This window comes from Aeromonas sp. s3, assembly GCF_040907805.1.
Classification (GTDB): Bacteria; Pseudomonadota; Gammaproteobacteria; order Enterobacterales; family Aeromonadaceae; genus Aeromonas; species Aeromonas dhakensis.
Genome location: NZ_JBFOCQ010000028.1, coordinates 313,408 through 326,596 on the forward strand (window position 1 = coordinate 313,408; position 13,189 = coordinate 326,596).

Genomic DNA, 13,189 nt, shown 5'->3' on the forward strand with positions numbered 1-13,189 from the left:
GGGCATACAGATGACCGAGTTGATAAGAGAAGAGCCCACCAAAAGAGGTGACGCTACCAACCAATACCGAAACGGCGCAGATATCCAAGCCATTTGATAAGGAAACTCCACCTTCAGAGAGGGTTTAGAACAACATGAATATTGATTGGGATGTTGTGCGAAAAAACATAAAATTTTTAGTTGCACTATATAGACCTTCATTAGCGAAAGCACTAAGTGTACCGTTGTTGTTGGCAGGAGTAGGCATTCTCAACACTCCTTTATGGCTAGATATTTTAAATTGGCTTTTGAGTAACCAAAAATTCTTCCCAGAATATAGTGGGCCAATATCAACTCCAATGTTTATAACCGGGTGGGTGTTAATTGGTCTAAGTATTTTTATTTATTTTATTGAAGTGTGGCTTCAAATTAAATCAATGCGCCAGGAAAGTGAAAAAAAGCTACTGGATACCGTTAAAAATCATCCAAAACAAACAGCGGATTTGATAGTTGATCAGATGAGGGGGGCCGGATTTACCGCTCAGCATCTTCAAGACGAAAGAATAGAAAAACTTGCCCACGAAATTACCTTGCTGAGATTTTTCGGTTCTTTTCCTAAGGAAGAGAAATCGATTGCTTTAGCAGAAAGCATTATTGATGGAGAGCTGTCCGGCGGCACCCCTCAAGTAAAAGCTAGGGCGCTAGCGCTAATTGCAAGATACTTATGTGTAGGAGAAAGGGCTCAGCTAGCGAAAAAATGGCTATCATGTTCTAAAAAATTGTGTCAAACGGAGGAGGCTGCGATAGCACAGGCCTTTATCGATGCTATTGAATTGAACAGAGTAGATGCGGCGTCTGGTTTGCTTGCAGGGGGGGCTTCAAATTATTCTGCCTTTTTTATGATTAAAAAAATAGTAGAAGGAAACGACGCTGCTTTGCTCTGGTTAGAAAGTGCAGGATTAAGCTCTCAAGATTTAGACAATGATGGCAAAGTCTTTTTGGTTTCTACATTGTTGATAGAGCATCAATGGGAAAAGGCTTTAGATTCGGCGCAGACGATAGGCGACGCATCATTTTATATTTCACCAGCACTGGCGCAGATTTCTGCGTTTGCATTCTTGGTAAATGCAATTAAGGCTGTTGAACTCCGCGAGAGCGTGTTGGCTTTTATTCCTTTAGCAGCAGATAAGTTTCCACTTGCAGATGATTCTGAATCGACAGCGCTTAGAAATAGAGCTGTCGAACTATTCAAATGTTGTTCAGGTCAGGCAAGGCACCTCGGTGCTGAAGATGTCGCTAATATATCAGATAAATATGTGCTGTGGTTACAGCTTAGAAACAGTGAAACACACGAACAAGCAATTTTAGAACTTGAGAGCTACTTTGTTAGTTACACTCAGAAAACACTTGAGAATTTGTCATTGGCATTTGCTTTTGGAATTGAAATCGATTTTGATGCGATAGAAAAGGAAGTAAATAGACAAACAGCACTAAGTCCAGAGAATGATGCAACTCTTGGTTTAGCCAGATTTGTATTGGCACAGGTACAAAAGCCAATATCGGCAGCAGTGGATTATATTAACCGCCACAGAACTCAAATGGAAGCCGCCGTTAATTCCAGTGCAATTAGTATGCTAGAGATAGAGGCATTAGCGAAGTCAGGGTTGGTCGATGATGCACAACAGCTTTTACAGAAGGTCGGGAATTCTGGAGCGTCAGATGCTGATGTCAGAAAGTTGCAAAATATCATCGAATCAGTTAAGGGGGCTGACCCAGTTGCATTAGCTATAAGTCAATATCAACAAAGTGAAGATACAAGTGATCTTGCTCATTTGGTAAATTTGTTAGAAAGGACAAATCGAGGTAGTAAATACTACTCATACTGCCGAGATCTTTTTTACCGTACAGGCCAGGAAACTGATGCTATCAGAGTCTGTAATGCGGCCTGTTTATTGGGGCGGTTTGCTGAACTTCATCAGTTTTTATTAGATAAGATAGATCTTGTAAAAAGAAGCGAGAGGCTGCAAGCCCATTGGGCTTGGTCTCTTTTTAGAAAAGGAGACTTAATCGGTGCTCATGAACAGATTGTTCGATTGAAGCAGTATAAGTCGCAACAGACTGATCTTAAAACTCTTGAGATCAATCTATCTATATTTGGTGGTGACTGGGAGTCTCTTAGCATTTTTGTGGAAGATTGCTGGAATAATCGGGATGAGTTAAAGGCCAATGACCTTTTACAAGCTGCCCAGTTAGCTAAAGCAATTTCTCCACGGAGAGCAAGGCAAATTTTAGATTTCTGTACAGGAAAATATATGGATGATCCTCAAGTGCTAGCATCATCATACTTCATCGCTACAACAATGGGCACGGAGGACAATCAAGAAACATCAGCATGGCTCAATAAGGCAATAGATCTCTCTAATGACAACGGTCCATTGCGAAGGGCTTCATTCGAAGATGTAAGGGAGATGGTGTCCGAGGCTAGAGAGAAAAATGAGAGGGTCTATAAAGCCTATTTAGATGGCGATGCACCCATTTTTACAGTGGCGGAACTATTGAATAAGACAATGTCTGATTTTTATCTGATCCAGCCATTTGAAAATAAAAAGGCTAAAGATATAAGGCGGAAAAATGTAATTCCGCTATTTCATGGTGTAAGGTTGGATCAGGTCATTGTTGGTAATACAATTGTAGTCGATGCTTCCAGTGCTTTGGTGATGGAAAATATTGGGATATTAACCCATCTGTTTGATTGTTTTGAAAAAATAGTTATCCCGCATTCTTTTATGCGATGGCTTTTTGAAGAGAAGCAGAAAGTTGCTTTTCATCAGCCGAGCCAAATTGAAAAGGCAAAGTATTTTGAGCGGCTTGTTACTGATGGCAAAATTTCCGTTTTTCATCCTAAGAAAATTAATAATCCTGAGCTGGCACTAGATGTAGGTGAAGAGCTTGCGTTTATGCTAGAAGAGGTGCGTGAGAATCCTGCGAATGAGTCGCAATCTGTGGTCGTGTGTTCCTACCCTGTATATAAGGCAGGAGGCACCTTTAGAGAGGTGGAAGCTGACCTTTCTTTATTTCATCACAGTCTGACTTCATGTTCCCAATTAATAAAAAAACTCAAAGATCTAGCCGTAATCACTGAATTTCAGTGTGTTAAAGCCTTAAATTATCTTAGCCAGCACGAAAAAGAATGGCCTGTCGATCTTGAAGTGGTCAGTGGAGCACGATTATTTCTCGATTCACTGTCAATTACCTACCTGATTACCGTTGATATGCTTGATAGACTTAGCGAAGCCGGATTCGAAGTGTATGTATTTAAGGGCGAGCGTGATAGATATAGAACGCTGATAAACTACGGTTCAGTTGTCGAGCAGGCAGATTCGAAAATAGAAAGTATAAGAAAGTTGTTTTTTAATGGGCTTACATCTGGGAAAGTTACACTCGCTGAAATACCTTTAAAAAAAGACCAAGTAGCTGCTTCTGAGAACAATTATGCCAAGCCAACAGAAGAGCTTTTTGAGGCGCTAAAAATATGCGATGCAGCTTTGATAGATGATCGATTTATGAATAAGCATCGAAATATTGCATTTGATGAAAGAACAGTACCAATCTATACATCATTAGACTTTATCGAGACGCTACACCATAAAGGACTTATTTCTAAAGCTCAGAAGCTTGAATTCAGAACATTACTTCGGGAGTTTGGGTTAGAGATTGTTAGCATTTCCAGTGAAGAGCTTGAATATCACCTAAATCACTCCGTTATGTCTGATGGTGAGTTTAAACCAACTAAACAGCTAAGAATGATAAGAGAAAATCTGTTTTTGATCAGGATTAGTGGTCTGGTTCAGCTCCCAAGAGATGCCCAGTGGCTACATGAGACGATGAAGACTATTGCAAAAGCAATAAAAACTCAGTGGACCGCCGATATCTCACCTGAACTAAGTCGCGCTAGCTCCTGCTGGCTATATGAGCTTATGGGTTATAGGGAGTGGGCCCAAGCTCATAAAATAAGAGGGGATGAAGGTATGGCCTATTTAGGCGAGGTTATTAAAGTGAATTCAGTGTTGATTCCGCCGGAGTCTTTATCAGACGAGCAAAAGAAAGGCTACAAAGCATGGTTGGATGAGTTTGTTTTGGGGCCGCTAAAGGATAATGACCCGTGGAGCTTTAAGACTGTAATTGATTCGATGAAGTCGGAGGTTAAAAGTATCGCTCAGAAATCGATACTGGAGGAAGAGGTTTATGACTAACTCATATTCAGTGCGAGCTTATATGGTTTCGCACACTCTCAATTTATTCCCCAGTTTGGTGAGAGAGGAACTATTATCTGATAGTAAGTTGTTGGAAGAACTAGAGCTAGTAACAGATGTCACGATTAGTTTTGGTGATAAAGAAGTCGCATTTTCCAGAACCGCTCTCTTTAAAGCTATTCGCAGTACTTTTGACAATGTCGAGGAAGAGTCCTCCTTAGAGGATATTAATCGCAATGTTTGGTTTCTACGAAATATTCCAGAAGAAAGTTCAGCATTTTCTTTAACCAAAGGTGATGTGCAGATACTTAATAATAGTTTTTGGCCGCTTTTGGGAGATATCGACAGACGGTTAAGTATATTTGAGACAGTAGCGAAGAAGAGTTGCCTTTCGAAAGAGGAGTTTGAGTACTGGAGAGCAGTTCTCTCAATGGAGGCAGTAAGTGATGATGATGTATCTGACTTGTTGCTTGATTTGGATTTATCACCAGCCCACATTAAAGGTGTGTTAAAGAATGAGTTTCAAGGACCATCAAATAGTGTTTCAACACTGGTCCCAAATGAAATTTGTTATTATGAACGGCTTGTGGGTAAGTACAGCGGGAGTAAAAACATTGAGGAGTTCTGTAATAATGAACTCAAGCAGTACCTCGAAGGTAGAATAGAAGGTGGAGTAACTGAAAATAATTTATTGCTTTGTATGCATAAGTCAATATCAAAAGTCATTTCAACTAGGCTCGTTGACGAAGATTCGTATCAGTCAATAGCAAAGCGAGCAATTGAAAGCAGTCATCCGATACTTTTGATATCTTGCCTTGAAATCGGTATTTTGAAATTCGCAAATTCATTAGATGCGACTCTTAAAGCTCTTTTTGAGAGTGTGTCGGCTGTAAAAACATTAGAAAATCTACGTCTTTTTTGCTCGATGGCTGTTTTCGTCGATGGTGAACTGGCGCGACTTCAGATATTTCGCAGTATGCCACCATTCTACCGGCGTCTCGCTTCACTTGCCCAGTCAGCCTTAATTGTTGAAGCTGCACTGGAAGAAAATGTTACCTTTGACAAAGTAGAGCAATGGGCGGCTCAACAGAGAGGGCTTTATTTTTACTGTCAAAATTTTATTGATCTACTAGAGGAGCCAAGATGGTTACCAACGTACTTGACAGCAGATCAATTCATTAATGAGATTTATGGGCGGGTATATAATGTATGTCAAGAAGTTGGTGAATTCGAGATCGCTGAATGTCTGCAAGAAGAGCTTATGACTGGTTCTCGACTCAATATGAATTCGTTTTTACCTGGACCGTTGGAAGGTAACTCTATTCCAGCTGATGTGCCGAGAGAAATATTTAATTTGCTTGATAAGCAAGTCGGCGCTAATGTTTCATTAGCATCGTTCAAAGTTTTGATGAATTCAGCGCCTTTCTGGAAAATTGATGAAAAATATTTGGAACATACAGTTTCGCTATTAGAAAGCGCACAGCATAAGTTATCCTCGGTAAACGATAAAGATTCAGTCTATCAGGTGCTGAACGGGTTAGCGCAAGTTTCTTGTCTGACTAGAAGCAGAAAACTTTCTGCGTCGGTAGTGATTTTAAGTCGTCTATATCGGGACTATATTGATGTGGACTCTGAGCCCGAAAACTATCTTTCATTAGGTTTAGTCGCAGGAGCTGCCTTTGAGGATAAGAATGACTGGGCTGAATATATAGGGCAATGGTGTACAGAATTAGCATATCTGCCAATCAGTGATGATGCAATTTTTAGAATAGAGGCAATGCTCGAAAGGCTTTGCATCTTGGAACCTTATTTGTATCACACCTGTTCAAAGGCTCTAGACATATTTAAGATGCTGAGTAGAAAATAATTTGTATTATCAACTGGTGTCCTGACATTAAGGGAAGGTTAGGGAAAGAGCGAATAAGTCCTTGATGTGAGATCATAAGCCTCTATTGGTATGTACAGATCTAGTTATCACCTGACACCGGCCTCAAACCGGTGTCTTGTTTACGCTATTTTAGTGCGCACTTCCTTCGGTATCAATTTCAGACTCTTCTTGAACATGTTGTAGGGGGGTTGACCCTCCATCATCCTGCCTTGATGTGACCGCTGGGTGTTGTAGTGCTCCAGGTAGCTATCCTGGTCTGCCTGCATCTGTTCTACCGACTCATACCAGGTCGTCCTCCCCTTGATACGGAAGTGTTCATCCAGCAGTGTGCGATGCAGTCGCTCGATAAAGCCGTTGCGCTGCGGCCTGCGTACCTTGGTTGTCCGGTGCTCAATCCCCTCCAGTTGCAGGAACAGCTCGTAGGGATGGTGGTCAGGTCGTCCACAGAACTCACGCCCGTTGTCCGACAAGATGGTATAGATCAGTGCCTCGTGGGCTTCGAAAAACGGCAGTACCGTTTCATTGAGCACATGGACCGAGGTCACCGGCAGCTTGCTGGTGTAGAGCCCCCAGGCGTGGCGACTGTAGCAGTCCAGCACTGTTTGCAGATACACCTTACCAACCCCCTTGAGCGCGCCGACGAAGAAGGTATCGACCGCCACCAGTTCCCCGGTGTAGTGGACCTCAATCTGACGTTCGCGAAACTCGGGGCTGAAGCGCTCTAACAGGCGAATTTGCTCGTCATTGAGCTCAATGGTCTGCTCACGGTGCGTTTTCTCAAGGCGCAGCAAGCGGTCGTGTTTGGAGAGCAAGTCGTGCCGTTGCCACACGCCACGCACTCCACCGGCACTGACGTTGATACCATGCAGAGCCAGTTCTTGGGCGACCCGCAGTGGGCCATGGGTTGGTCTGGTGAGGGAGTAATCGAGGATGGCCTGTTCAATCTCGGGAGCGACCCGATTGGGATGAACCCCTTTGCAGCCGGGCAATTTGTCGAGCAATCCCTCGGCACCATAGGTCTGGTAATTACGGCGAATTTCGTAGAACTGCTGACGGCTGTAGCCGATGAGCTTGCAGGCTTTGCTGACGTTATTGAGCTCTTTGGCGAGCTCTAACAGGCTGAGTTTTACCGGTTGATGAGTCAGGTGATGCCCGGTTGGGAAAAGACCAAAGCGAAGCTGGATGGCATGTCTAATCGCTTGTTGACGTGAGTTATCCGCTCGTCAGTCACCCACAGCCCGGCAGGCCACCCTTGCCGGGCTGAATTTTTTGGTATGGATGCATTGATTGCTCTTCGCATGGAGCCTTTTGTAGCCCAAAATGGACATTTTTTCTGAGCGGAATCACCAATCGCCTCAGAATAATGTTCTATATCCGCCACCCTCTTATGTCAAAAAAGGAATAAAAAATATTTGCTTATTATTTATAAAAATAAATATTCGTGATTATGTATGCTTATGTGATTTTTTATAACTCTATGTTTTTTAAGATAAAAAATGAAATTTTGTTGAGTGTGGCATTTTTGCCATGATAGCGTCGATAGTTATTATTTATAAAAATAAATAAGTAAAAACAACGTCTTACGTGCGCCATTGCGGTTGACGACTCCCTGCCCAGTTACTAGGTTGTATGCAAGTCAGGTAGGAGTAGTCATGCAGCAAAAAACGGTTCAGCAGCCCATCGTCACCGATGCGGAGATCGCAAAAACAGAACGGTACAACCGCAGTATCCAGGCTCGGGGGTATCGGCCCTGGGTCACGGTGCGGCAGTCCCATACCTATGGTCAGGGGCAGATTGTGTATAGTCACAAAACTCGGCGTGAGCATCATCTGCTGAGTCGTGGCGAGAGGGCACCATTTTTCTATTTCGAACGCGATCCAACTGTTATCGACATTCTCGAACAGTATCCGTTACCACTGCATGAAACGCTCAAAATTGCGGCATCTCTGCACATTGTCCATCCTGGTAATTACAAAGAGCGGGCGAATTATGGTGGCCGCATCCCAGCCAAAACTATGACTCAGGATTTTGTCATTATTCGGCAAACGGAGGCAGGGAAGCATATATTGAGTCCATATAGCTTCAAATATTCTGATGCGCTGGATCCAGAAATAACATCCCCCCGTGTTGTTAATCGTACAAGGGCAAAGGAGAAAATTGCCATTGAATATTGGCGTACTCAAAATATTGACCATGTGCTGTTAACGGAAAAAAGCTTCGATAAAGTACATATATATAATCTGGAGTTCCTACGTGAGTGTTTTGATACGCCTGAGTATATTCAGGTATCTGAGGCCATATACCTCATTATATTGGGACGAATCAAACATCACCTGATTGCCCGTCCCTCAAATACCTTGTTAGTGTTGATCCAGCTGGTGGCCAAGGAGTTGAATATTTCTGACGTGCAGGTGAAATGTGTATTTCAATATGCAGTTTACCATGGTGTTATAATCGTTGATCTTACACAACGTTTAGAGTTGTATAGGCCTGTGCCATTCAACGAGGTGGTCCATGCGAGTTAACCAGAAACTGATCACTAATACAAATGGTGGTTCAGAGTTTCTGATTGTCTCTATTTGTTATGACATGGGGTTGTTAGCTGTAAGTGAATTATTAGATGGGCCACCAAAACGGCCGACTAATCTATTAATCGAGAATGTCGAGTCTAATATTGAAAGTGGTGAGTGGACTCTGGCTGAACATCAATTTCCAAAAGTTTTATTTTCCTCTGATAGTGAGCTAGAACCTCAATGGATCAAGATTCGCAATGAGAGGTTGGCTGTAATTAGTCCGTTGCTTAGTCAGCCTGAATTGTTACATCGCTATTTATATGGTGATGCAAGTGGTATATTGAAAACATTGATTGAACATTCCGGCCGAAGTAGGAAATACATTTGCGCTCAATTGAATAGTTATTTCTTTTTTGGAGCTTTTCCAAATTCATTGCTTCCACACTATTTTAATTGTGGCAGCAACTTTCAACTACCAGATGTGCCATTGGGTCAGAAAGCAACCAAGAGTGGCCCAATTACTCGATATGGTACACCATATCGTGGCATTACTCAGCGAGATATTATACAAATTGAGCGTTTTTCAAAATCTATTAAATCTGGCTCTGAAGTGAGGTTGTCAGAGCTATACTTTGACTATTGTTTGAAATATGAATGTGTCAATGTTTTACCGAAGGGCATTGAGGATTGTGACATAGCAGAACCAATTAAAATGTTACTTCATAGGGAATATTTAATATCACCAAGAATATTTAAATATCATCTGAAAAAGTTCGTCAGTGATCTCACGTTCCTGAAAAAGCGAGTAGGCAGTATTAATTATTCCCGTGACCATGCAGGAAAACCAGGTCTTGCCCGTGCCGGCCTGCGGGGGCCAACGTCACGATATGAAATAGACAGTACTATTGCCGATGTTTACATCCGTTACCCGTACAGTAACGATGAGCTACTGAGTACTGGAAGACCGGTTATATATTTTGTCGTTGATACCGCCAGCAGTATGATTGTTGGATTGCATGTCGGTTTCGACTCGCCTTGTTGGCATGGAGCAAGTCAAGCATTATTCAATGCGATGAGTAGTAAGCGAGAGTTTTGTCGGCAGTATGGTGTGGAGATCGAAGAGGCTGACTGGCCCTGCAATTTACCATGTCGTGAATTAACGTTCGACCGGGGCTCTGAGAATACTGATACCAATATTTGCAGCCTGCTGCGCGGACTCATTGGTATCACAGTCGGTAATTTTAATGCCTATCATCGCGGGGATATGAAAGGCCAAGTGGAGAAAACTTTCGACATTATTCAGACTTTAGCGATCCCGTTCGAGGCAGGCAAGGTGGTTAAGTATCCACATAAGGAGGATCAGCACGCATCTCGTCGCCCCCTGTTGACGTATGAACAGTTCATGTATCGACTCATTAATATCATTATCTATTCAAATAATCATCGTCAGCGCGTGACCTCGCACAACCTAGAAATGTCACGTGATGGGGTTGGTTTTACTCCTCGTGATGTATGGAACTGGGGTCTGAAAAATTCAGTGATGGTGAGGCCTGTTCCCATAGACCGCCTGCGATTTGCGCTGTTGCCAGAGGATGAGGCTACGGTGCGTGCTGATGGGATATTTTTTCGAGGCCTTTACTATAGCAGTAATGAAATTGTTCGAATGCAGTGGCTGGATCAGGCGAAAAATCTCGGACGTTTCAAAATCAAAGTCAGGTACATAGATACATGTACTAATCATCTTTGGTTTAAAACTGAGGATAGTGATGAGGTCTATCAGGTTGAGCTGACAGATCGCAGTGAGGCATATCGGAATCAGGTTTGGGCAAATGTCATGCATCGCCTGTATATTGTTAAACAACAATTGGCTGCGTTGGATGAGAAGAGATTCAATGCTCGCGCAGTGTTAGAAATGGACTTTCGCGAATGTGATGAGGTAATTCGAAAAACTAATCGTGGACTGAAAAAATCCACTGCAAAAAATATACAGTCAGGAATGAAAAGCCATAAACAGGTCGAAGGGAACTTGCAACGTCATCATGAGGAAATGGCTATTGCTGCTGATTTAAGAAATACATGTCAGCAAGATAATTATATTAAAAAAACACCCAGTCAGAACCTTGCTGATCCGACAATATTTACAGTTCAGGAGAAATAGTCATGGCCGCACCTCAATATTACCCACATCCCAATTCAAAATATCGGGGAAACCCCTATATCGAGGGGCTTGGCTTGCCGCTCTCAACGGCACAATTTTATGCGAACTGTGAGATCCCTTTTCAGTGTGATCTGGATCTTGCAGGGGTGGATGAATCGCTGCATTCATATTTTATCCGCACAGCCATAGATCAACTGGCGGACGTGTATACCTCTCCAGATGAGGCGTACCGTTTATATGACCAAATACGACGAATGATCGAGGCCGGGTATACTCGACGCAATCCAGTGGGGGCAGATGTGCGCCGGATATTAGCTGCAATTGATCGTGACAAAGCCGAGCCATGGAAAGCCTCTCATGTACTGAGTCTTGGCTTGTCTGTTCAGTATAGCCTGTTACTGCTAGGGCTCAGCGGACGTGGGAAGAGCACGATGGTTAGGCAAATTTGCCAACAGATACCACAAACGATAGAGCATGATCGCTATACGGACCTGCATGGTCACGAAATTATTGTGAGTCGAGTGCAGGTGACCTATCTGTACATTGAAATTCATGATCGCCGTGGCCAAAAAGCACTTTTGCTGAACTTGTTAGAATCACTCGACGCTGTCACTGGTGAGAGTTATAGCCATACCCATAGGAACCGCTCTGTTAATGAGTTGATTTCGGTAGTGCAAAAATCGTTTATCGGCCATGGGGTTGGTTTGCTGATCCTTGATGAAGCGCAGAACCTGGCCAGGTCTGCCAAGAATGAAGTGATCAGTAACAACGAGAAAACGACCATGAAATTCCTAGAGGAACTATTAAATCGAGTGGGGATCCCGTTGATGTTTGTCGGAACATTGGCCACGATGAAATTGTTTGATAGCGAAATGACGCTAACCCGCCGAGCAACTAAAAATGGATTTATGCAGTTGGTAAGCTGCGATATAAATAGCTCATTTTGGCTGCGTTTTATCCGCCTGATATGTCAAACCAGATTTCTGAAAAACCAGAAAACATCAGAGGATGTGTTACGCCAACATATACATTATTTGAGTGCCGGTATCCCGGCTATTGCAACCAGTCTAGTTCGCGCCACGCTATCATATCTAACCCTGCTGAAACCAACAGATCAAGATCTCTCGATCGCAGCATTGGACCTATGTTTCAATCGCGAATTTAAAATCCTCCAGCCTGCGTTGAGTGCTCTGCGTAAAGGTGATTACTACCAATTTGAGGACTTATCGCCGATGTTACTGCTCGAATCAGTGGGAAATAGTCAGGTTGTTGATGGAGACGCATATTCAGCAGAAGGAGAAATCCTGCTGCAAGGCGAGGTTAAAATCACCAAAAAGCTGCCAAAAACAGAGGAAAAGAAGCTAAAAACTTTAGAGCAATTATCCCCGGATTCATTGCTGGGGCAACTCGGTTACTCTGTAGATAAGGGGTCGTGGAAATGATCCTCCATCGGCTGGAGTTGCTACCTGGTGAGCATTTAGGGGCGGTAGTTGGCCGGATGCATGTGCTGAGCACGCACGGGACGTTTACTGCAACGGCCCAGGTGCTGGGGCTGAGCAGCCCACAAATCCGTCCCCATCGTTTATGTCATCCCGACGATCCTGTCCTCGATACCCAATTTCGGGCCCGACACGTTCAACGTGCGTGGCAGGATCACTCTGTCGGCAATTATTTAGCTTCTTTTTTGACTCCGGATGAGCAGAGGATAGTGGCATCAGCATTGGCGGGCCGTTCTCAGCTTCGGTTACGGGTGACTGGCCTGCACAATGTACAACACCAATATTGGCGCTGGTGCGCAGACTGTATTGCCGAGGATTATGAGCTCCATGGTATGCCCTACTACCACCGAGATCATCAACTACCAGGAGTGTTCCATTGTTATCGGCATCAATGCGGTTTGTCTGGTCACTGCGCAGGCTGTGGTTTTTCTGCCAAATTATTGTCGGAACAACTGATCCCACCATACGAGGGCCTCTGCCCCCATTGTGGGCACTGGATGGGGGGATACGATGGTCATTTTTCCGAGCGGATGAAAGAGATTGAGTTGGCGTCGCTGGCATTAGCCCAGTCCGCGAGTGCTCTCACCCTGTGTGCGCTAACTCAGCTGGTGACTGATTCGATGGGCATCTCGGGCGAGGAGATGCGCACGGTCAAAAGTATCAAAACGATCAATGCGTGGTTTCAGCAGATGGACTCGCAATGTGATCCCCTGGCACTTACTGCGTATTTCACCAATAGTGGGGGGCCAGGTCAGGTATGGCAATTACCCCCACAGCTGCGCAATGCACGGGGCTACCATGAGAAGTCAGCCCGAGATCCGTTGCACCCTCTGGCCCATCTAATGATGTTGCAGCATGCAGGCGTCGATCTGGTGGGGCTCTTGGGATCTGAGGGGTGA

The 13,189-nt window shown here is 43.8% G+C and carries 7 protein-coding genes; 6 read left to right on the plus strand and 1 reads right to left on the minus strand.

Annotated features, from left to right (window positions below; translation table 11 throughout):
• Window positions 1–134: 134 nt before the first annotated feature.
• Both AB5Y98_RS16515 and AB5Y98_RS16520 read left to right on the plus strand, forming a co-directional pair.
• The gene (locus tag AB5Y98_RS16515; protein ID WP_162628372.1) at window positions 135–4,232 is read left to right on the plus strand and encodes a hypothetical protein; all 4,098 of its coding nucleotides are present in this window, start codon (window positions 135–137) and stop codon (window positions 4,230–4,232) included.
• Complete coding sequence (locus AB5Y98_RS16520) at window positions 4,225–6,099, plus strand: hypothetical protein (RefSeq protein ID WP_103251526.1); 1,875 nt, start codon at window positions 4,225–4,227, stop codon at window positions 6,097–6,099. Before AB5Y98_RS16515 ends, AB5Y98_RS16520 begins: the two co-directional genes overlap by 8 nt.
• A 140-nt stretch (window positions 6,100–6,239) precedes the next feature.
• Here the strand turns inward: AB5Y98_RS16520 and AB5Y98_RS16525 are convergent, their stop codons facing one another.
• A complete protein-coding gene (locus AB5Y98_RS16525) occupies window positions 6,240–7,265 on the minus strand; it encodes an IS481 family transposase (RefSeq protein ID WP_103251527.1) in 1,026 nt (341 codons plus the stop codon).
• Window positions 7,266–7,772: 507 nt separating this feature from the next.
• Here AB5Y98_RS16525 and AB5Y98_RS16530 point away from each other — a divergent pair.
• The 4 genes from AB5Y98_RS16530 to AB5Y98_RS16545 are packed head-to-tail and all read left to right on the plus strand — an operon-like array spanning window position 7,773 to window position 13,189.
• A complete protein-coding gene (locus tag AB5Y98_RS16530) occupies window positions 7,773–8,645 on the plus strand; it encodes a TnsA endonuclease N-terminal domain-containing protein (RefSeq protein ID WP_103251528.1) in 873 nt (290 codons plus the stop codon).
• Complete coding sequence (locus AB5Y98_RS16535; protein WP_103251529.1) at window positions 8,635–10,791, plus strand: transposase; 2,157 nt, start codon at window positions 8,635–8,637, stop codon at window positions 10,789–10,791. The genes AB5Y98_RS16530 and AB5Y98_RS16535 overlap by 11 nt, the downstream gene beginning before the upstream one ends.
• 2 nt (window positions 10,792–10,793) lie before the next feature.
• Window positions 10,794–12,233: an AAA family ATPase gene (locus tag AB5Y98_RS16540; protein ID WP_077097817.1), complete on the plus strand. Its 1,440-nt coding sequence runs from the start codon at window positions 10,794–10,796 to the stop codon at window positions 12,231–12,233.
• Window positions 12,230–13,189: a TniQ family protein gene (locus AB5Y98_RS16545; RefSeq protein WP_103251530.1), complete on the plus strand. Its 960-nt coding sequence runs from the start codon at window positions 12,230–12,232 to the stop codon at window positions 13,187–13,189. Before AB5Y98_RS16540 ends, AB5Y98_RS16545 begins: the two co-directional genes overlap by 4 nt.

Bases quoted from the DNA above. Each gene is read 5' to 3' on its own strand.
- AB5Y98_RS16535 (WP_103251529.1), top strand. From the start codon at position 8,635: ATGCGAGTTAACCAGAAACTGATCACTAATACAAATGGTGGTTCAGAG.
- AB5Y98_RS16545 (WP_103251530.1), top strand. From the start codon at position 12,230: ATGATCCTCCATCGGCTGGAGTTGCTACCTGGTGAGCATTTAGGGGCG.
- AB5Y98_RS16530 (WP_103251528.1), top strand. From the start codon at position 7,773: ATGCAGCAAAAAACGGTTCAGCAGCCCATCGTCACCGATGCGGAGATC.
- AB5Y98_RS16540 (WP_077097817.1), top strand. From the start codon at position 10,794: ATGGCCGCACCTCAATATTACCCACATCCCAATTCAAAATATCGGGGA.
- AB5Y98_RS16520 (WP_103251526.1), top strand. From the start codon at position 4,225: ATGACTAACTCATATTCAGTGCGAGCTTATATGGTTTCGCACACTCTC.
- AB5Y98_RS16515 (WP_162628372.1), top strand. From the start codon at position 135: ATGAATATTGATTGGGATGTTGTGCGAAAAAACATAAAATTTTTAGTT.